15 protein-coding genes, 4 pseudogenes, 1 riboswitch and 1 other annotated feature are annotated in these 18,263 nt (G+C 34.3%); of the genes and pseudogenes, 6 read left to right on the top strand and 13 right to left on the bottom strand.

What is annotated here, in order from left to right; all coding sequences use genetic code 11:
- Positions 1-11: 11 nt before the first annotated feature.
- From QRY57_RS13015 to QRY57_RS12990, 6 genes and pseudogenes are all read right to left on the bottom strand, one after another.
- Complete coding sequence (locus QRY57_RS13015) at positions 12-779, bottom strand: ABC transporter ATP-binding protein (RefSeq protein ID WP_208018910.1); 768 nt, start codon at positions 777-779, stop codon at positions 12-14.
- 291 nt (positions 780-1,070) lie between these two features.
- A complete protein-coding gene (gene thrS, locus QRY57_RS13010) occupies positions 1,071-2,996 on the bottom strand; it encodes a threonine--tRNA ligase (RefSeq protein WP_286017658.1) in 1,926 nt (641 codons plus the stop codon).
- 46 nt (positions 2,997-3,042) lie between these two features.
- Positions 3,043-3,271 (bottom strand) — a binding site (T-box leader).
- Positions 3,272-3,402: 131 nt separating this feature from the next.
- Positions 3,403-4,110 (bottom strand): 23S rRNA pseudouridine(2604) synthase RluF, encoded by a 708-nt coding sequence (rluF, locus tag QRY57_RS13005; RefSeq protein ID WP_017149579.1) that lies wholly within the window; start codon positions 4,108-4,110, stop codon positions 3,403-3,405.
- 283 nt (positions 4,111-4,393) lie between these two features.
- A complete protein-coding gene (locus tag QRY57_RS13000) occupies positions 4,394-5,014 on the bottom strand; it encodes a DUF4937 domain-containing protein (protein ID WP_286017657.1) in 621 nt (206 codons plus the stop codon).
- Positions 5,015-5,080: 66 nt separating this feature from the next.
- A complete protein-coding gene (locus tag QRY57_RS12995) occupies positions 5,081-5,896 on the bottom strand; it encodes a nucleotidyltransferase family protein (RefSeq protein ID WP_286017656.1) in 816 nt (271 codons plus the stop codon).
- Between the two features lie 169 nt (positions 5,897-6,065).
- Positions 6,066-6,325: pseudogene (locus QRY57_RS12990) on the bottom strand (hypothetical protein).
- A gap of 189 nt (positions 6,326-6,514) precedes the next feature.
- Here QRY57_RS12990 and QRY57_RS12985 point away from each other — a divergent pair.
- Entirely contained in the window at positions 6,515-7,099 is a 585-nt protein-coding gene (locus QRY57_RS12985) for a hypothetical protein (RefSeq protein ID WP_286017655.1), read from the top strand.
- Positions 7,100-7,369: 270 nt separating this feature from the next.
- Positions 7,370-7,492: riboswitch (glycine riboswitch) on the top strand.
- Between the two features lie 106 nt (positions 7,493-7,598).
- Positions 7,599-8,966, top strand: a complete 1,368-nt coding sequence (locus tag QRY57_RS12980) for an alanine/glycine:cation symporter family protein (RefSeq protein ID WP_286017654.1) — start codon at positions 7,599-7,601, stop codon at positions 8,964-8,966.
- Between the two features lie 91 nt (positions 8,967-9,057).
- Here QRY57_RS12980 and QRY57_RS12975 read toward each other — a convergent pair whose 3' ends face one another.
- On the bottom strand, positions 9,058-9,987 hold the full coding sequence (locus QRY57_RS12975; protein ID WP_286017653.1) for an MBL fold metallo-hydrolase: 930 nt from the start codon (positions 9,985-9,987) through the stop codon (positions 9,058-9,060).
- A gap of 40 nt (positions 9,988-10,027) precedes the next feature.
- Positions 10,028-10,792 carry a DUF3891 family protein gene (locus QRY57_RS12970; RefSeq protein ID WP_286017652.1) on the bottom strand — a complete coding sequence of 255 codons (765 nt, stop codon included), beginning with the start codon at positions 10,790-10,792 and terminating at the stop codon, positions 10,028-10,030.
- 237 nt (positions 10,793-11,029) lie between these two features.
- On the opposite strand from QRY57_RS12970, the gene QRY57_RS12965 reads away from it, so the two are divergent.
- Positions 11,030-11,302, top strand: a complete 273-nt coding sequence (locus tag QRY57_RS12965; protein WP_026590786.1) for an HU family DNA-binding protein — start codon at positions 11,030-11,032, stop codon at positions 11,300-11,302.
- A 192-nt stretch (positions 11,303-11,494) separates the two neighbouring features.
- On the opposite strand, the pseudogene QRY57_RS12960 reads toward QRY57_RS12965, so the two are convergent.
- Positions 11,495-11,835 (bottom strand): annotated as a pseudogene (locus QRY57_RS12960) (SbcC/MukB-like Walker B domain-containing protein); the annotation flags it as partial.
- Between QRY57_RS12960 and QRY57_RS12955 the strand changes: the two are divergent.
- From QRY57_RS12955 to QRY57_RS12945, 3 genes and pseudogenes are all read left to right on the top strand, one after another.
- A pseudogene (locus QRY57_RS12955) lies at positions 11,800-12,313 on the top strand (polymorphic toxin type 28 domain-containing protein). The pseudogenes QRY57_RS12960 and QRY57_RS12955 sit on opposite strands and share 36 nt — an antisense overlap.
- Positions 12,313-12,729 (top strand): contact-dependent growth inhibition system immunity protein, encoded by a 417-nt coding sequence (locus QRY57_RS12950; protein ID WP_286017650.1) that lies wholly within the window; start codon positions 12,313-12,315, stop codon positions 12,727-12,729. The pseudogene QRY57_RS12955 and the gene QRY57_RS12950 overlap by 1 nt, the downstream one beginning before the upstream one ends.
- Positions 12,730-12,732: 3 nt before the next feature.
- Positions 12,733-13,083 (top strand): annotated as a pseudogene (locus QRY57_RS12945) (tyrosine-type recombinase/integrase); the annotation flags it as partial.
- Between the two features lie 59 nt (positions 13,084-13,142).
- On the opposite strand, the gene QRY57_RS12940 reads toward QRY57_RS12945, so the two are convergent.
- The 4 genes from QRY57_RS12940 to QRY57_RS12925 all read right to left on the bottom strand — a co-directional run bounded on the left by QRY57_RS12940 (position 13,143) and on the right by QRY57_RS12925 (position 18,086).
- Positions 13,143-16,232: an AAA family ATPase gene (locus tag QRY57_RS12940; protein WP_286017649.1), complete on the bottom strand. Its 3,090-nt coding sequence runs from the start codon at positions 16,230-16,232 to the stop codon at positions 13,143-13,145.
- On the bottom strand, positions 16,229-17,386 hold the full coding sequence (locus QRY57_RS12935) for an exonuclease SbcCD subunit D (RefSeq protein ID WP_286017648.1): 1,158 nt from the start codon (positions 17,384-17,386) through the stop codon (positions 16,229-16,231). Before QRY57_RS12935 ends, QRY57_RS12940 begins: the two co-directional genes overlap by 4 nt.
- A gap of 21 nt (positions 17,387-17,407) precedes the next feature.
- Entirely contained in the window at positions 17,408-17,647 is a 240-nt protein-coding gene (locus QRY57_RS12930) for a DUF2584 family protein (RefSeq protein WP_286017647.1), read from the bottom strand.
- Positions 17,648-17,828: 181 nt separating this feature from the next.
- Complete coding sequence (locus tag QRY57_RS12925) at positions 17,829-18,086, bottom strand: hypothetical protein (protein ID WP_026590782.1); 258 nt, start codon at positions 18,084-18,086, stop codon at positions 17,829-17,831.
- Positions 18,087-18,263 lie beyond the last annotated feature (177 nt).

Below are 18,263 nucleotides of genomic sequence, written 5' to 3'. Positions count from 1 at the left end.
GATCTCGCCTCCTACTTGGATTCAGCCGCTGAGCCCATATGAGCAAGCACACCCAAAATATCTTGATAAAAATCCTCACGTGTTCCTTGGCGTTTCAATTCTTTATAAAGTAGCCCATCTTGAATAAACAGAATCCGTTGACAATAACTTGCACTAAATGCATCATGCGTTACCATTAATATACTTACTCCATGATTTTCATGTAAATCTTGCATCGCTTCTAGCAAACTTTTTGCATTTTTACTATCAAGTGCACCTGTTGGTTCATCCGCTAATACAATAGCCGGATTATGTACTAAAGCCCGCGCAGCAGCTGTTCTCTGTTTTTGTCCACCAGAAACAGCTGATGGATACTTTGTTAAAATCTCCACAATATCCAGTTTCTTTGCAACCTCATTTACTTTCCCGCTTATCTCACTTGAAGGCACTCCTTGTAATGAAAGTGGCAAAGCAATATTCTCATAAATCGAGAGATTTTCAAGCAAATTAAAATCTTGGAAAATGAATCCTAGTTTTTGAGAACGAAAATCTGATAAAGCGTTCCCCTTCATTGAAGTAATATCTGTGCCTGCTATTGTCACACTTCCTCCTGTTGCATAATCAAGTGTACTAATTACATTAAGTAATGTTGTTTTCCCAGATCCAGAAGGACCCATAATCCCAACAAATTCCCCTTCTTGTATCGTAAGTGATACCCCTCTTAATGCTTTTGACTGGCTTTCATTTCTTTTACCATATGTTTTCTCCACACTTTCTACTGTCACTACATCTGTTGCCATTTCTATCACTCCATCCCATTTTGTATATCATTACTTTGCCATACACTTCTTAGATTTCTCCTACATAAATTCTTAATATTTCTTAAATTTTCTATCTTCTCTAACGAAATTGATAGCCCCCCTTATTTCTCAATATTCTCACTTTTATTCGCGATTTTCCTGCGATTTATCTTACATTCACCTTACATTTTTGTAAGGTAGATTTTGAAGAAGTAAGCGAAAACAACTATTAATAATTTGCTTATCGTAATAAAAAATCACACCACTTTTAATAAGCGGTGTGATTTTTTATTATTTAGAACATTTATTATATATTTCATTCTGTACGTTTTCCATAAATTCAGTTAGTGATACAACTTCTGATTTTTCTTCTCCGTATTTACGCACATTTACCGATCCATTCTCCACTTCTTTATCCCCTATAACAAGAACATATGGTACCTTTTGAATCTGGGCTTCCCGTATTTTATACCCTAATTTTTCACTACGAATATCTCGTTTAACTCGAATACCTGCCTGTTTGAGCTTTTCTTCCATTTCTTTTGTATATTGATCATGAGCTAAAGTAGAAACAGGAATTACGTTTACTTGAACTGGAGCTAACCACGCCGGGAATGCTCCCCCAAAATGCTCAATTAATATTCCTAAGAATCGATCAAAAGAACCTAATACAGCACGGTGGATAACAACTGGTCTTCTTTTCTCATTTCTCTCATCAATATAATTCAAATCAAATTTCTCTGGCATTTGGAAATCAAGTTGAACTGTTCCACATTGATGGCTTCTTTGTAAAGCATCTTTAATATGAAAATCAATTTTCGGTCCGTAAAATGCGCCATCTCCTTCATTTACTCTATAATTATAATTCAATGATTTCAGCACATTCTCGAGAGACGATTCAGCTTGGTCCCATAGCTCATCATCACCCATTGAATCTTCAGGTCTTGTTGAAAGCTCAACTTCATATTCAAAACCAAATGTTCTGTAGACATAGTCAATTTGTTTTAACACTGACTTTATTTCACTTTCTATTTGTTCAGGTGTCACAAATAAATGTGCATCATCCTGACAGAATGTACGAACTCTTAGTAGCCCATTCAACGCACCGCTGAATTCGTGGCGATGTACTTGACCAAATTCACACATTCGGATTGGTAAATCACGATAGGAATGTAATTTATTTTTAAAGATAAGCATGTGTCCAGGGCAATTCATCGGTTTTAATGCAAAGCTTTTGTGGTCTACTTCTGAAAAATACATATTATCTTTATAATGATCCCAGTGCCCCGATTCTTCCCATAATCCTTGATTCATCATAATAGGAGTGCGCACTTCTTGATAATCGTATTTTTGTTGTATTTCTCTTAAAAAGGACTCTAATTCATTTCGAATAATTTGTCCTTTCGGTAAATAGAAGGGCATTCCTGGTGCTTCTTCCGAGAACATAAATAACTCAAGTTCATTTCCTAGCTTGCGATGATTTCTTTTTGCTGCTTCTTCTAAAAACCGCAAATAGTTTTCTAATTCTTTTTGAGAAGAAAACGCAACGCCATATATACGCTGAAGTACTTGATTATTACTATCTCCTCGCCAATATGCACCTGAAACATGAGTTAATTGAAATGCTTTCACGTAACCAGTTGACGGCAAATGCGGGCCACGGCATAAATCAACAAATTCTCCTTGTTTATAAATTGTTACAAGTTCATTTTCAGGGATTGCTTCTAAAAGCTCTAACTTTAAGTGATCATTTATATCTTGAAAAACTTTTTTCGCTTCCTCCCTAGTAATTTCAACTCGTTCCACCTTCAAGTTTTCATTTATAATATTTTGCATTTCATTTTCAATTTTAGGTAAGTCTTCAACACCTATACTACCTGGAAGATCCATATCATAATAAAAACCATTTTCAATAACAGGCCCTACACCCAGTTTTACATCGCCATATATTCTTTTAACAGCCTGCGCTAATATATGTGCAGCAGTATGTCTCGCAACTTCTACTCCTTCATCTGAATCCATAGTTATAATTTGAATTTCTGCATCCTGTTCGATATTTCGACGTAAGTCAAATAATTGATCATTCACCTTTCCGGCTACTGCTTTCTTTTTTAAACTCGAACTAATTGAGTCTGCAATCTCTTCTAGAGTAATTCCTTTTACAAATTCTTTGGCACTACCATCTGGAAAAATAATCTTAATCATCTGTTCTCTCATTTTCATCGCTCCATTTCATAAATAAAAAAGCACACTCATCCCTAATAATAGGGACGAGCGTGCTTTTTACCCGTGGTTCCACCCAGATTCCCATCATACTAAACATACAATGGCTTCTTTTGCGGTAACGTCGCTTACACGGCACTAGATACTTTCATTTTCCCTAGTGCAGCTCTAAGGTGGTAAGTTATTTTCCTGCGTTAGGAAGTTCTCAGCATTCCTTCCTTCTCTGTATAACCGTTAAAAATAACTCGTGTCCTCTTCTTTGCTTTTGCAATACATCCATTTATTGTTATTTACTATATCCTATTCATTTTATTTTTGCAAGTGTCAAAAAACATTTTTTGCTCAATAAAAAAAGGAAACCAAAAACAAATTTCATGTTTTTTGATTTCCCCTACCCTTTTTACCAATCTTGCGGTTCGTAGTTTAAATCTGCAAATAATCTTTTTTTCTCTTTCTTCGTTAAATCTCTCCATTGTCCAACAGGTAAATTATTCAACTGGATATTCATAATTCGCGTACGTTTTAATGTGTAAACTTGATAACCTAAAGCCTCACACATACGACGAATTTGGCGATTCAATCCTTGTGTTAAAATAATTTGGAATTCATATTTTGATAACTGTGTTATTTCACAAGGAAGTGTTTTTGTTCCTAAAATTTTAACACCCGCTGCCATTTGTTTTAAAAATTCAGGCGTAATCGGCTTATCTACTGAAACAATATATTCTTTTTCATGTTTATTTTCAGCACGTAAAATTTCATTAATAATATCGCCATCATTCGTTAACAAAATTAAACCGTCTGAATCTTTATCAAGACGTCCAACGTGATTAATTCGTAAAGGATGATTCACTAAATCGATAATGTTACCTTTAACTGCCTTTTCACTTGTACATGTAATACCTACTGGTTTATTTAAAGCGATATACACATGGTCTCGAGCAATTCGAAGCTGCTCTCCATTTACTCGCACGTCATCACCTGGTTGTACTTGGTCACCTATTTTTGCAACCTTTCCGTTAATAATTACTCTTCTTTCATTAATTAACTTATCTGCTCCACGTCTAGATGCTTTTCCAGATTCACTAATAAATTTATTAATACGCAAGTTAGGCACATCCTTTTCTCTAAAAAATTCAAGCTCACACTGCTTCTACCGTACAATCACAAAAGGGTAAGCCTCCTAATATAACTTAAATATATTAACATGAAAGGGTATCTGACGTCTTCTATAAATTTCATGTTTAAAAGAATTCATCTCATTGAATGAGATACCCATCATACATTCATTCATTGCACACCTTCTACTTTTAAAACTAACAATTCATACAACAATAACTATTAAAAGCATTTATCCTAGATATAACATCATTTATTTACTTTTTTCATAATTAATATACAGACCATTCTTCTATACACGCAACTTGCTTTCCATTTATACTTTCAACATCCATAGTTACATTAGCTAACGCATATAATCTAGGAAAAATTTCTTTCACATAACGCTGATGTGACATTTCATTTTCCCAAAAAGAAAGAACGACATAGCGATTGGAGTTTTTAAGAGATCTTCCCACAACACCACCTAACATTCCTTCTGATTTTTCCATTCCTTTATTCCAAATTGTTTCTTGTATATGTAAAAAGTTCTCTTCCCTGCCTCTTTTCACATCACAAACTGCTACCCTGACAAATAGATTTTTTACAAGTGCATTCGTAAATGAAGTAGCTTTCATATCAAATAACGTTTGAAATAACTCTATTTTACAAGATAAATACGTATCCTTTTGATTGCTATTATGAAAAATTGGATCATGCATTTCATTCATAAATTTTTGATATGTATCCATGTTTCCCCATACAGTAAATATACAGGCCTCATCTTCATTCCAGCCCCCGAACTGTCCATAAAACCCCTCTAGATTTTGTAAACCTCCCCATTTCTCTTGCGCCTCTGAAAATAAACCCTTTTTCTCTTTTTCAACTCGACAAAATATTATTTTTAATAACATGCTGCTCCCCCTTACTATAACTAAAAAATGGCACTATTTGTTTACATAATAAAATTATGTTTTGTTTCATTCACTATTATTTAAATAATAATTCGCTTCTTTTATCATCCAACTCCCAAAGTTATCTAAATATGCTGTAATTTCCATTATGTCGTCTATAGGATTAACTGCATATTGTAGCGCTTTCCTCATATTTTGTTCTTGTTCTGGAAAATGCTTATTAAACAACTCATACGCTGGATAAAGGTCTCTAGAATAAAGTCCTTCTTTATCAATTGTTAATGCTAATCCTGCTCTAACTATGATTTTCATAATCCAGCGGCAACAATCTATTATATCCTCCTTACCTTTATTATGAATTAGCTCTTCACGCGCTTGTTCAATTTGTATCTGTAAATATTTCAGGTGTTCATGAGCTAATTCTTGACTTACTTTATATTTGGGTAGCTGTGATCTTATATCTTCACCGAATATACATACTCCATGTGTTTGAATCATAAAACTTATAAATGAAAAACGACTGGAATGTAACACTTCTTCTACTTCATAAAAACTTAATTCCACCCCAGATATACAACCAAATTTTCGAGGCAATTGTTGCTCTATATTTTCACTCCATTCCAAGTCTATTGTTCTCGGATCTTTTCGAACGAATATAATTGTGTCTATATCTGCAATCCCCTCTATTCCAATCCCTCTTGGAACAGACCCTCTAATGTAAATGCTATGCAAATCATCCTGTAACGATTGAAAACACGCATTCTTTACTTCTTGTATTACCTCCAGAAAAACTGGCTGAATATTATTGATATGTGAATCATTTATAATGTATCCTTTTTCATCTACGGGACAAAAACGACCTATTTTCTTAATAATTGACAATCAATCAGCTCATTTCTATATAAAGTGTTATATACAAATTAATTATAAAACAAAAGATTCGGAATAAAAACAAAAAGGAGCCTTACCATGGTATGCTTATAATATATTTACTAAATAACTCAATAAAAGGAGTATATTGATAATGAAACTCACATTCTCAGTAACTGATTCAACCTTTCCTATCTCCTTTTTGAAATACTACAGTATGCCCATCTTCTCCAAGGTTCTCCCACCCCTTCGCGTTTGAAATAGGCATTAGAGTTATATATTGATAATCTGCTTGATTGTCACCTTCAATATGAATAGCTGACATAGGAACTGGAAAACCTTCAATCTTTGATTCTTTCGTCATGAATATTAGCGCCAATAGCCCCCTAAAACTAATACCATAATTATATTAGAGTATATTTCCCATCTCTTTTTCTCCATCGAAAACCTCATCCTTATATGTTATTAAAAGTAATATCATTTAATATTTTATTCTTACTGTATAATCCCATTATTATTTATTTCTCTAGTCCCTTCCTTTTTTCGACAAAATACAACAACTTCTACCTATGTAACTTGTTATTATAGATTAATACAGCTTATGTTTTTCATATTAGGAGGAAATACCAAATGAAAAAATCGTTCTATAAAAAATGGTGCCTTTGTCTTTTTAGCACACTGATAATTGCCAGCATTGGGGTCATTATTTTTTTGAACTACACAAAGGAGAAAAAAATTCAAACCGTTAAAGAACCTGTCGATAAAAAAATCTATCAACAAGAATTAAAATCCCCAATTGATTTACTTACTACAAACTATGATAATATCGTGGAGCAAGATTGGTTACCGACATGGACTGAACTAAATTCAAATCCAGGTAACATAAATACAGCTGATTTACTAGATAAAATGAATAGTATAGCAAACCAATTCAACGAGATTTCTAAAAAAACGGAGATCTTTAAAGCTGAAGAGAAAATAAAAGATCCTGCAATAAAGCAGAAAATAGAGCATTTTAAAACTGCGTTTACAGCAGCTTCAAATTGTATGGAAAATGCTGCATTATCTGTTACGCAAGGCTTAAACAATGAGAAACCTTTAAAAGATAGTCTAGAAAATGCTACGCAATCTTTAGGTCTTGCTGATCAAAATATTGTCATAGCTTTATCTACATTAGCTGAAGTAGAAGGTAAATTAGGGATAACCAAAAAATAAATTAACTACACCATTCCCTTCCATTTTGAGAAATAAAATTTTTGCCTAAAATTATTTTCCAATAAAAAATGATTGCAATTCATTTATACGGAACCTATAATGTTGTTTATTGATTATGTAAAAATCATTTCATAACAATATGTTTAAGTTTTAATCACATAATTCGGATGAACCATTCAGGAGAAGGTCAATTGATCTACCGACGGGGCAAAAAGTTGATGACTCAGCTTTGAAACTCTCAGGTCTTGGTTTACAAGTAGAACTGCATGGGGACGAATCTCTGGAGAGACTCCCTCTCGCCTATCATATAGTGCGGAGGAAACAGAGCACCGAAGGAGCAAATCCGCTTGTATTAGCGGATAATCTCTCAGGTAAAAGGACAGAGACAAGAGAAAGAAAACGCCGATTTGCATCGGTTTATTTTTCTATTCCTTGTTTCTCCAGAGACCATTTCATTTATGTGAAGTGGTTTTTTATTTTTTCTAAAAGGAGAATAAAGATGGAGACAGTAAGTAAAGTATTAGAACAAATCAATCACTACGTATGGGGATTACCGACCTTATTCCTTCTAGTCGGAACTGGAATCATTCTCACAGTGCGTCTAAAAGGGTTACAGTTTAGCAAACTACTATACGCTCACAAACTAGCATTTCGAAAATCAGAAGATACATCTTCTTTAGGGGATATTAGTCATTTCCAAGCGCTCATGACAGCGATGGCCGCGACCATCGGGATGGGAAATATAGCCGGGGTCGCAACTGCTGTTACAATTGGTGGACCTGGGGCAATATTTTGGATGTGGATTACTGCATTGTTCGGTATGGCCACGAAATATGCCGAAGCGATCCTCGCGGTAAAATATCGTGTAAATAATGAAAACGGCGAATATTCCGGCGGTCCGATGTATTACTTAGAACGTGGTTTAGGGAAAAAATGGCTAGCTATTTTATTTGCTTTTTTCGGAACAACCGCTTCTTTTGGAATCGGAAATATGGTCCAATCGAATTCTGTTGCAGAAGCTATGAGAATAAACTTTTCATTTCCTCCTGCTTTAACTGGTATATTAATGGCTTTCTTAATTGCGATTGTTATTTTAGGTGGCGTGAAAAAAATCGGGAAAGTCACTGGATTTTTCGTTCCACTTAAAGCTTTCTTTTATGTCATTTCAGGTCTTATAATCATTTTTTATCACTTTGATCAAGTTCCAGAAGCATTTTCACTTATTTTTTCTGGTGCATTTCAAGGCACTGCAGCTGCTGGTGGTTTTATCGGGGCTACGGTTGCTTCCGCTATTCAAATCGGGATGGCACGCGGAGTGTTTGCAAATGAAGCAGGTTTAGGAAGTGCGCCAATTGCAGCAGCTGCTGCAAAAACAGATTCACCTGCTAAACAAGCGCTTGTGTCAATGACAGGAACTTTTCTTGATACATTTATTGTTTGTACAATTACTGGTTTAGTATTAATTACAACGGGTGCCTGGAAATCCGGAAAAACTGGTGTTGAAGCGACAACACTTGCTTTCCAATCTGTATTTGGCAATGCTGGTAGCATGATTCTTGGTATTGCAATCATTTTATTCGCCTACTCCACTATTTTAGGATGGTCTTATTATGGTGAAAAATGTGTAGCCTATTTATTCGGACAAGGTGCTGTACAATACTATAAAGTCATCTTCATTGTAATGATTGCAATTGGTGCCAACTTAAAACTCGGAATCGTGTGGACATTCGCTGATATCGCAAATGGACTTATGGCCATCCCAAACTTAATTGGTCTAATTGGATTAAGTGGTGTTGTGGTAGCAGAAACGAATCGATTCTTACAAGCTGAGAAATTAAAAAACTCAAAAAGAAAAATTGCAAGTTAATAAAATTTTAAAAACAAAGGGTACCCCATATAGCAATGGTGTACCCTTTTCTTGTATTACTCTCATATATTCTTTATGTCGTACTATTACTTTACAAAATTGGTAATTTCATTACTTTTTTCAAATACTTTAAGTTTGATGTAAAAACCTCAGGCGCATACCAATTTATATAAGCACTCGGACATTTGACCTCATCAATATTTGTATTCTCGCTGACTAATAACGTTAATTCTTCAATATACTCTATTACTTTTCTCAAGTCTGTTTTTACACCTACAGCGCCATGTCCTGGTACTACCTTATCAATTTCAAATCCCACAATCATTTCTAATATACGCTTCCATTCTTGAAGATTAGATTCTTCAAAAAAGGTAGGGTGTGATTTCACAAATAATAAATCTCCCATAAAACAAATTTTTTCTTTAGGTAAGTAAAGTATCGTATCACAAACGGAATGGCCTCCGCCTAGCGTAATCAATTTTGCAGTTCTCTTCGAACCATGTATAGTAAATTCATTTTGGAAAGAATATTGAGGTAATACAAGTTGCAGTGTAGGTAATGATATCGCTAACTGATTTAAGAATGAAATCTGTTTTTGTAAGCTTTCATCATTTGTTTGAGTGAATTGCTCTTGTAGGGATTGTATATATGTATGTAACCCTTCTATGTCTTGTTTCTGTTTATCAATTCTAGGAGGATGAATTTCTGCCATTTGCTCGAATGTTTTATGACTAGATATGATATTACAATTTTTAAAAACTTGATTACCACGAATATGGTCTCCGTGCCAATGGCTGTTAATAACCCATGATATAGAGTGACCCGTTACTTCTTCTGCTATCTCTTTAAGATCCGTAGCTGCTTGTTGTGTGTTAAAAGTATCAAAAATAATAGTTTGATCTCCTATATCAACAAAACCGGCATTGGCTAAGGAGCCTCCTCCTTCTTTTGCAATCGCTGCATAAATACCATCTTCTAATTTCTCAACCATAAAATACTCGCTACTGCATTCATTATACATTTCTTTCCCCTCTTTTCCTTATTTTTATATAACTACATACTTATCTCACAAAATATAATTCTAGTTTCTTAGATTTTGCTTCTTTATCCGCTTTAACAATACCAATTTCCTTTATTATATTTTTTTGTATAGATTTATATCTTACATGTGCCTTAAATTCTGATTCAAAAGGAAACGGCGTAATTCGAATCTTCTTTTTATCTATCCATTCAGCTGTTAACGGTTTATTTGTAATAGTATTAAAAATTTCAGTGCCTTCAAATCCTTCTTTAAATAAATCAATTTCTTCTTTTTTCGTTACACCAGGTTCATTCATACAAGCATATAAAGATAACTCATCACAAAACTTCAAAAGTTTATAATGCTTATCAAACATAGCATGTTGTTTTTTTGTTAACGTTTTCAAAAATTTCTTTTGACGATCCAATTCCTGTTTATAAAACTCTATCATTTCCTGATCGTCTTGGTTAAGAGGGAATGATATAAAATGCTTACTACATAGTATAGCACCGTACGGATTTGTATTTTCAATCTCATTTAGCCCTAATGTATAAAAAACAAACCTTAGCGAACTCGGACAATCCATGAACGTATAAGGTGTATTTTTAGCATCATTCCAAAATGGTGTTTTATCTAAGCCGATCCACCCTCTATCATGTTCATAAATCGCATTCATACACTCTTTTAAATATGTCTTATCTTCAAATGCATCTTTTCTAAAATTTCTTGCAAATTCTCCCGCCAAAAATCCATGTTCATGCTGCCGAATTAATATGATTTCGTCTAACTTTGTACGAATAATCATAATTGAATTCCCCCTCCCTTCTATTTTATATATCTGATTTATTATAATCTATATGAATTCGCCTATTTTAAGGAACAATTAATATAAATTCACTCATATCTTGCAGGGATTCTGCCTCTTTCACCGAAATTAAGATAACAGTGTAATCCTAGCAACTTTTACTTTTCACAAATCTTTCTACATTCTTTTACTCATCATCGAAATAGACCTAGACAAAAAATAATATGGGGTGAAAAAATGAACAAAACTGAATTAATTAAAAATGTAGCTCAAACTGCCGATATTTCACAAAAGGAAGCTTCAGTAGCTGTTCAATCTGTATTTGATACAATTACAAATGCTTTACAAACTGGTGACAAAGTACAACTTATTGGTTTTGGAACATTTGAGGTACGCGAGAGAGCTGCACGTACAGGTCGCAATCCTCAAACGGGTGAAGAAATCCAAATCGCAGCTGGAAAAGTACCGGCATTTAAAGCAGGGAAAGAATTAAAGGAAGCTGTAAAATGAAACAATAATAGACCAGTCCTTTAATAGGCTGGTCTATTATTATCTTTTAATCGGTAAATTTCTCCTCAAAAAACCTAAACACTAAACATCCCTAATTTGAAATGAATCTTTTATACTCTATTTTTATTTCTAGTCTATAAAGATTCCTTCATACTGATATAACAAAGGATATATGCTACTATCAGCTTTGTTTTACTTCACCACAAACTTCGTCCGGCTACAGCCATCCTTCTGTTTTGTTACTTCAAGTACTGCCGGCATTGCATTCTTCAACTCTTGTACGTGCGAAATAACACCGATAAATCGTCCTGATTTTTGTAAATCAATCAATGCATCGACTGCTTTTGTCAATGACTCTTCATCTAGTGATCCAAACCCTTCATCAATGAACATTGTTTGAATAGAAATGCCACCTTCATAAGATTGGATGACATCTGCCATACCAAGTGCTAGACAAAGTGATGCGTTAAACCAGACAATGTTTTTACGTCACGTGTTTGGCCAGTGTATGCATCGTATACGGAAACCGCTATACAAAAGGCTTTGAATACGATGCATCTTTATTTAATCGTAATCATAATGAGTTTGTTTTTGAATGTGCGGGCTCAGGGAGACCTTCGATAAAAGACTTTCTTTGGAGGGCAGATAATGGAGAAGGTACGGGAGGCAATACAGTTGATGATGCAGCTTCTAGTTTAACTAGAGCACAAAAGAAAAATCTAAAAACTTTCGATAATATTGTTAATGACCATTTAACTGAAATGGATTTTAGTGGCACTTTGAGAGATTTACAAGGAAATCCTGTTCCTAAACCAAGTGGTGGCTATTGGAATCATCTTCAAGAAATAACTGATTCATATAAGACTGAAAAAGATTCAAAGAGCTCTTGAAAATTCATTAAAAAATCCTAACTTATCACCTGATACAAGGGAGACATTAAAGCAAGGATTGAAGAAAGCAAACAAAAATAAAATTGAAGAATTATTCAAACCATATGGAGGTATCGAATAGTGGATGTTAAAAAGTCATTGTTAAAAGAAATATATAATATAGAGGCTTCTTTTGAAGTCAATTCAAAATTTGATAACTGGTATAAAAAGCTTTTAAATAAAACGATTCAAGAATTATCATTAGATGATGTTTACACAATGTTAAGACAAAATATTTTATTAAAATTAGCTATAGAACAAGCTTGTATTTTTATAAAAGAGAACCCATTAGCTGGAGTTATGTATGATGGTCAGTTACTAGAAATATTATCAGAGTTATCACCAGAAGCAATTAATGATAAAAGAAATTGTTTAGAATCACTTTTACCGTATACCCAATTAGAAATTAGTAAACATACATGGGATGATGAGTTTGAAAAAGAAGAATATCAAAATATTATAGAAAAGTTTAATAAGAGTTTAACAGAGTTAGGATAAAAAACTCACCGTAATTTCGTCGAATATGAAAAAGAAAAAGCCGGTGATAAATACACCGACTTAGACTTAGTACTTACTTCGAAATATGGGAAACCGTTAGATTCTCGTAGCATACGGAGATTGTTCTACAATGTAACTGAAAAACTTGGGCTACCTAGCATACGATTTCATGATTTACGACATACTCACGCTACGATGCTCATACAACAAAACGTTAATGTAAAATTAATTTCAGAACGACTAGGTCACGCTGATATAGGTACGACATTAAATACGTACAGTTACGTACTTCCTGATATGCAACGTTCTGTAGCTGAAAAGCTCGACGAAGTATTCGAAAAGTGTGACCGCTAGTGTGACTTGGGACTAAAATAACGTTAAAAATGCTGGGTAAATTAGAAGGGTTCAAGGTATTACTTCACCACAAACCTAGTCTGACTACAACCATCCTTCTGCTTTGTTACTTCAAGTACTGCCGGCATTGCATTTTTCAACTCTTGTACGTGCGAAATAACACCGATAAATCGTCCTGATTTTTGTAAATCAATCAATGCATCGACTGCTTTTGTCAATGACTCTTCATCTAGTGATCCAAACCCTTCATCGATGAACATTGTTTCAATAGAAATGCCACCTTCATAAGATTGGATGACATCTGCCATACCAAGTGCTAGACAAAGTGATGCGTTAAATTTCTCTCCACCAGACAATGTTTTTACGTCACGTGTTTGGCCAGTGTATGCATCGTATACATCTAATCCTAGTCCACTTTGACGATTTCTTTTTTCAACTCGTTCACTCCGTTTTAAATAGAATTGTCCATTTGATAGTTTACGAAGTCTTTCGTTAGCAATTTGAACAATTTGTTCTAGATACTCAATTAAAATGTAACGTTCAAAAGAAATACGGCTTTCATTATCCCCTTTCATAACCTCATATAAATCAACAAGCTCTTGAAAAGCTTTTTCCTCTTCATGAATTTGTTCGTCGATTCGTTTAATGTTTTCATATAGATCAGAAATGTATGCAACTGCACTTTGAGTACGTTGGCGTTTTTCTTTTGTAATATCGAGCTGAATTTCTAGTTCCTTCATTTGTTCTTCTAGAACTGTAATATCCACCCATTCTTTTCCCTCTAATTCATTTGCTAATTCTTCAATTTGTTTTGCTAATACTTCAAGTGATGAATAGTATTTTTGAATTCGATCTTGCAGATGTTTCATTTCTACATCTGTTAATTTCGCTGCTTTATAACCTTGTTGATCGATAAATTCACCTTTTTTAAGCTCTTTCGTAAATCGTACAAAAGTCTCTTCTCTCTTCTCTTTTGCACTGTTCACTTGTTTTACAACCCCATCATGCTCAGCTTGCACACGTATATTTTCATTTTGCCAATGTTGATACGCTTCTTGAACTTTTTTCCATTCCTCTTCCATAAAACGGAGTGTGCTTGCAGCTTGATCAAATTGCTGCTTCCACGCTTCTAATGTTTGTAAGTCCTCAGGAATTTTCTGCTGATCATGTTCATAGAACGTACGAAGTTGCATACACTCCATCTCAGTACCGTGCTGCATCACTTCAACTTCACGCTTTTGTTTCTGTAATTCTTCTAATTTTTCTTCAAACTTTTTCAGACTTTGTGCTAGTTGTTTGCGCTTTTCTTCACTTTCTTTTAATGAGTTTACATCAGCTGCTAGTTGTTTGCCTTGTTGCACCAATGCACGATAGGTTTCAACTAATTCTTCTGAGCGATATCCACGATTCGCGACTTCTTCTATCACTTGTTCATATTGTAGGCGATAGAAACTCCATTTTTCTTCTAATTGAATGTGCAATTTTTCAGCAGCATTCTTATTTTCTCGCAGCTCATTTAACTGTTTTTCATCAATGGAATCTCCTTGCTCTGTAGCTTTCTTTGGGTGAGCCGTGCTACCACATACTGGGCAAGATTCTCCTTCATGAAGATGAAGTGCTAATACACCAGCTTGTTCGTTTAACCAGCGACTTTCCATATCTTCATAGGCTTTAACTGCTAATTCCAGCCTTTGATAGGCAGTATCTTTTTCTTGTTCATATTTTTGTTTTTCTTGCCAAACGTCATATGCTTGCTTTAAGACTTTTGCATCTTCTCGCATATTTGTTAATTCTTCCACTTTTTCTACATACTGCTCAAGTGCTACTTCTAACTGTTGCAGTTCTCCAGCTATTTGCTGTTTTTGAGAATTTTGCTCTTCTAGTTGCTTTTCAAACTTATAAAGATCAGCTTTCAATTTCTCACTCTGAAGTTCTGCCTTTTGTAATTTTGATTTTTTCTCTGCTAATGAAGCAAAGATTGGCTGTAATTCTTCCAATCTTTGTACGTTCTTCTTACCTTCTTCACGTGCAGATTCCTTTCCTTTTAACTCTTCATATTTTGCATGAGCCAGTTCAAACGCCTTAACTGTTTGTTCTTTCTTTACAGATATTTGTTTCAGCAATCGTTCCGTATTTTGTTCGGTTTGCATCGCTTCTTCATACCATTGTTCAAATGGTAATAATCGTTTTGCTTGTTCTGCACGTTTAAATCGTTGCTCCTCTATTTCTATTTGCGCACGATTTTCTTGTAAGGTTGTTTGTTGTTCTTGTTTCATCTGTAAATCTTTTAATTTTTCGTTAACAGATTTCGCTGCATGAAAACGATCTTCTACAACTTTTAATTGTTGCGTTTGTGCTACTTGTTGCATTTGTAATTGTTCAACTTCCGCTTCATAACAACTTGTTTCTTGTTCAAGCGCTTCAACTACTTGGTGCGTATTGACATGTTCTTGCTGCACTAGTGTCTCTAATACCGAACCGTCTCGAACTGGTAACTTAAAAACATTTCGGAAGTATAGTTCTCTTTCTTTTTGTTTTTCTTGCAAAATGTCCTTCCACTGTTTCCGCTTTTGATCTAATAGTTCACGCATTAATTTATAACGATCTGTTTTAAAAATACGGCGTAATATCTCTTCTTTATTTTCCGTTTCAGATGTTAATAGTTTTCGGAACTCCCCTTGCGGAAGCATGACAATTTGACTAAATTGATGTTTGCTTAGTCCGATTAGCTCCTCGACCTTTTTGTTCACGTCTGTTACATGAAAACGGTCTACACATGGAGCCTTCTCATCATCTATTACTTCAAATAATTCAACAGCATGCCCAGTAATTGTTTTATTCCCTTGTTTTTTATGACCAAGCTGCCTTTTAATTTCATATTGTTTACCTTTCAATTGAAAGGTTAATTCTACACTCGTATATACATTGTCATCAGCAAATTGGCTGCGAAGCATACTTGTATCACTGCGTTCTTCTCCGCTCGCTTCTCCATATAACACATAACAAATCGCATCAAATATCGTCGTTTTTCCCGCACCCGTATTTCCTGAAATGGCAAAAATACGATGATCACCAAGATCACTAAAATCGATAACTTCTCGCTGTTTATATGGACCAAACGCTGTCATAATAAGCTGAAGTGGTCTCATCCTCGTTCACCTTCCCGTTCCTGCACTGTTTGTAATACTTCTAAGAAAAGACGCTCTTTCTCTTCTGATAAATTTGAGCCCTTCATTTCTTTATAAAAGGCTTTTAAAAGAGATAAATCATCTGTTTTATGTCTAGATACGGTCATTTCATTTGATTCTGTAAGTTCCCGCCTTTGTATAGAACGTTCAACATGCATTGCATTTGGATATACAGAACGAATTTTCTCCATCGGTTGCAATACAGGATTTTCATCTAATAGTTTAACGAAAACATAATCTTCGCTGGTCGGATGTTTTAATAAATCATCTATTTTCGCTTCTACTGTTCGCATTTGGCGACGAGGGGTAAATAAGCGTTTTTCTATTGTTGTTTGTCCTGTTTCATCTAATTCAACAATGTAATATCCTTTCTTATGACGCTCTTCAGAAATGGAATATGCAAGGGGTGAACCTGAATAGCGAATTGTTTCATTACGGACAAAATGCGCTTGATGTAAATGACCAAGCGCCGTGTAATGAAACTTGTCAAAATAGTGGCTATTTACGTATTCAGCACCACCAATAGAAAGCGGCCGCTCTGCATCACTCGTGTTGTCTTCTGCTTCACCTGAAGAAGTAACAAATGCATGTCCTACAAATATGTGTCTTGCTTCTTGATTCATTGTTTCCGAAAGTTCATTCATAAAAATACGCATCGCATCATCATGTGAACGAATATCTTCATTTTTCATAACGTGTCTTACAATACTTGGATCAGCATACGGAACTAAATGAAAATGTACCTCTCCATACGCATCCTTTAAAACAACTGGTTCATAAGGGAATCGGAATTGTCCCACAATATGCAATCCTTGTTTCTTCATTAAACTACTGCCAAAATGGATACGATCTGGACTATCATGATTCCCTGCTACTGCAATTACTGGCGTTTGTAAATCAATCACTATTTTTTGTAATACATCATTTAATAAGTCTACTGCTTCTGTCGGAGGAATTGCTCGGTCGTATAAATCACCTGCAATAATTACGGCATCTGGTTTTTCTTCTTCCACAGCTTGAACGAACTGCTCTAAAACAATTTGTTGGTCTTCGGTCATATATACACCGTGAACAAGTTTTCCTAAATGCCAATCCGCTGTATGAAATAATTTCATCTTTCCCTTCCTTTCTCTCTTTTAATTTACCGATTGTAATGAAACAAGTTGATAGTTCAGTGTTGTCTTTTCATTTTTCCACTCTATCTTTTGAACAATTGCACTACCGATTTTTTCTTGATCAGATTTATATAAAGGTAACATTTCATCCAAAGCAAATAAATGATAACCATCTAAAGTTAATTGAAATATATTTTCTTCTATATGTAATCTCATTTCTTTTTCATTTGAAATAATCTTTGTATGCATCTCAAATTTCATATAAGTACAGCCCCTTTTCTTGTTCTCTATACTTTAATAGTATAGCGGCTATTCACGATTGACAAGTGAATACATGATGTAGAATTTATTTTGCTTTTTTAATGTTTTATGTATTTTTCACTATAATACAGTATGTGAAATTATTTTATTTACAAAAATAAAAATGCCCTTTCAGGCATTCTTATTTTTGTAAATAATCTTTCATTATATAGTACAATATAGTGATTAATATAATCGCTATAAAAAATGAAAATAAGGCCACGATATACCCATCTCTATTTAACACAAAACAGAGTGAAATAGAGATTATAAAAACGGGAAATACGAGACGTACTTTATCTTTAATTTCTTCTGTCGTATCTGTGCGATGAAAATACTGTGTAATTCCTAACATGAGAGAAGACAAAATAATAACCGATACTAGTAAAGGCCCTGGCATTCCGATCTCCCCTTTCCCTACTCCCTATTATATACAAACTCCCTCTTTGTTAAAAGTAAGACCATTCACTGAATACAACAAAAGGAAGTTGCTATCCCCAATTACTTATGTTTAGTTACATTAAACATGGTAAATATAATATTCCCTTCATTATCAAGTTGCAAACAATATCATTTA

The organism is Bacillus arachidis, from assembly GCF_030285945.1.
Taxonomy (GTDB): Bacteria; Bacillota; Bacilli; order Bacillales; family Bacillaceae_G; genus Bacillus_A; species Bacillus_A arachidis.
Note: the sequence above shows the minus strand (reverse complement) of the source record. Positions and strands in the feature narration are given on the sequence as shown.

What these genes read in the sequence shown, in the direction of transcription:
- QRY57_RS13000 (WP_286017657.1), bottom strand. Translation starts at nt 5,014, where the DNA reads ATGTTATTAAAAATAATATTTTGTCGAGTTGAAAAAGAGAAAAAGGGT.
- QRY57_RS12980 (WP_286017654.1), top strand. Translation starts at nt 7,599, where the DNA reads ATGGAGACAGTAAGTAAAGTATTAGAACAAATCAATCACTACGTATGG.
- QRY57_RS12930 (WP_286017647.1), bottom strand. Translation starts at nt 17,647, where the DNA reads ATGAAATTTGAGATGCATACAAAGATTATTTCAAATGAAAAAGAAATG.
- QRY57_RS12970 (WP_286017652.1), bottom strand. Translation starts at nt 10,792, where the DNA reads ATGATTATTCGTACAAAGTTAGACGAAATCATATTAATTCGGCAGCAT.
- QRY57_RS12975 (WP_286017653.1), bottom strand. Translation starts at nt 9,987, where the DNA reads ATGTATAATGAATGCAGTAGCGAGTATTTTATGGTTGAGAAATTAGAA.
- QRY57_RS12985 (WP_286017655.1), top strand. Translation starts at nt 6,515, where the DNA reads ATGAAAAAATCGTTCTATAAAAAATGGTGCCTTTGTCTTTTTAGCACA.
- thrS (WP_286017658.1), bottom strand. Translation starts at nt 2,996, where the DNA reads ATGAGAGAACAGATGATTAAGATTATTTTTCCAGATGGTAGTGCCAAA.
- QRY57_RS13015 (WP_208018910.1), bottom strand. Translation starts at nt 779, where the DNA reads ATGGCAACAGATGTAGTGACAGTAGAAAGTGTGGAGAAAACATATGGT.
- QRY57_RS12935 (WP_286017648.1), bottom strand. Translation starts at nt 17,386, where the DNA reads ATGAAATTATTTCATACAGCGGATTGGCATTTAGGAAAACTTGTTCAC.
- QRY57_RS12965 (WP_026590786.1), top strand. Translation starts at nt 11,030, where the DNA reads ATGAACAAAACTGAATTAATTAAAAATGTAGCTCAAACTGCCGATATT.
- QRY57_RS12940 (WP_286017649.1), bottom strand. Translation starts at nt 16,232, where the DNA reads ATGAGACCACTTCAGCTTATTATGACAGCGTTTGGTCCATATAAACAG.
- QRY57_RS12925 (WP_026590782.1), bottom strand. Translation starts at nt 18,086, where the DNA reads ATGCCAGGGCCTTTACTAGTATCGGTTATTATTTTGTCTTCTCTCATG.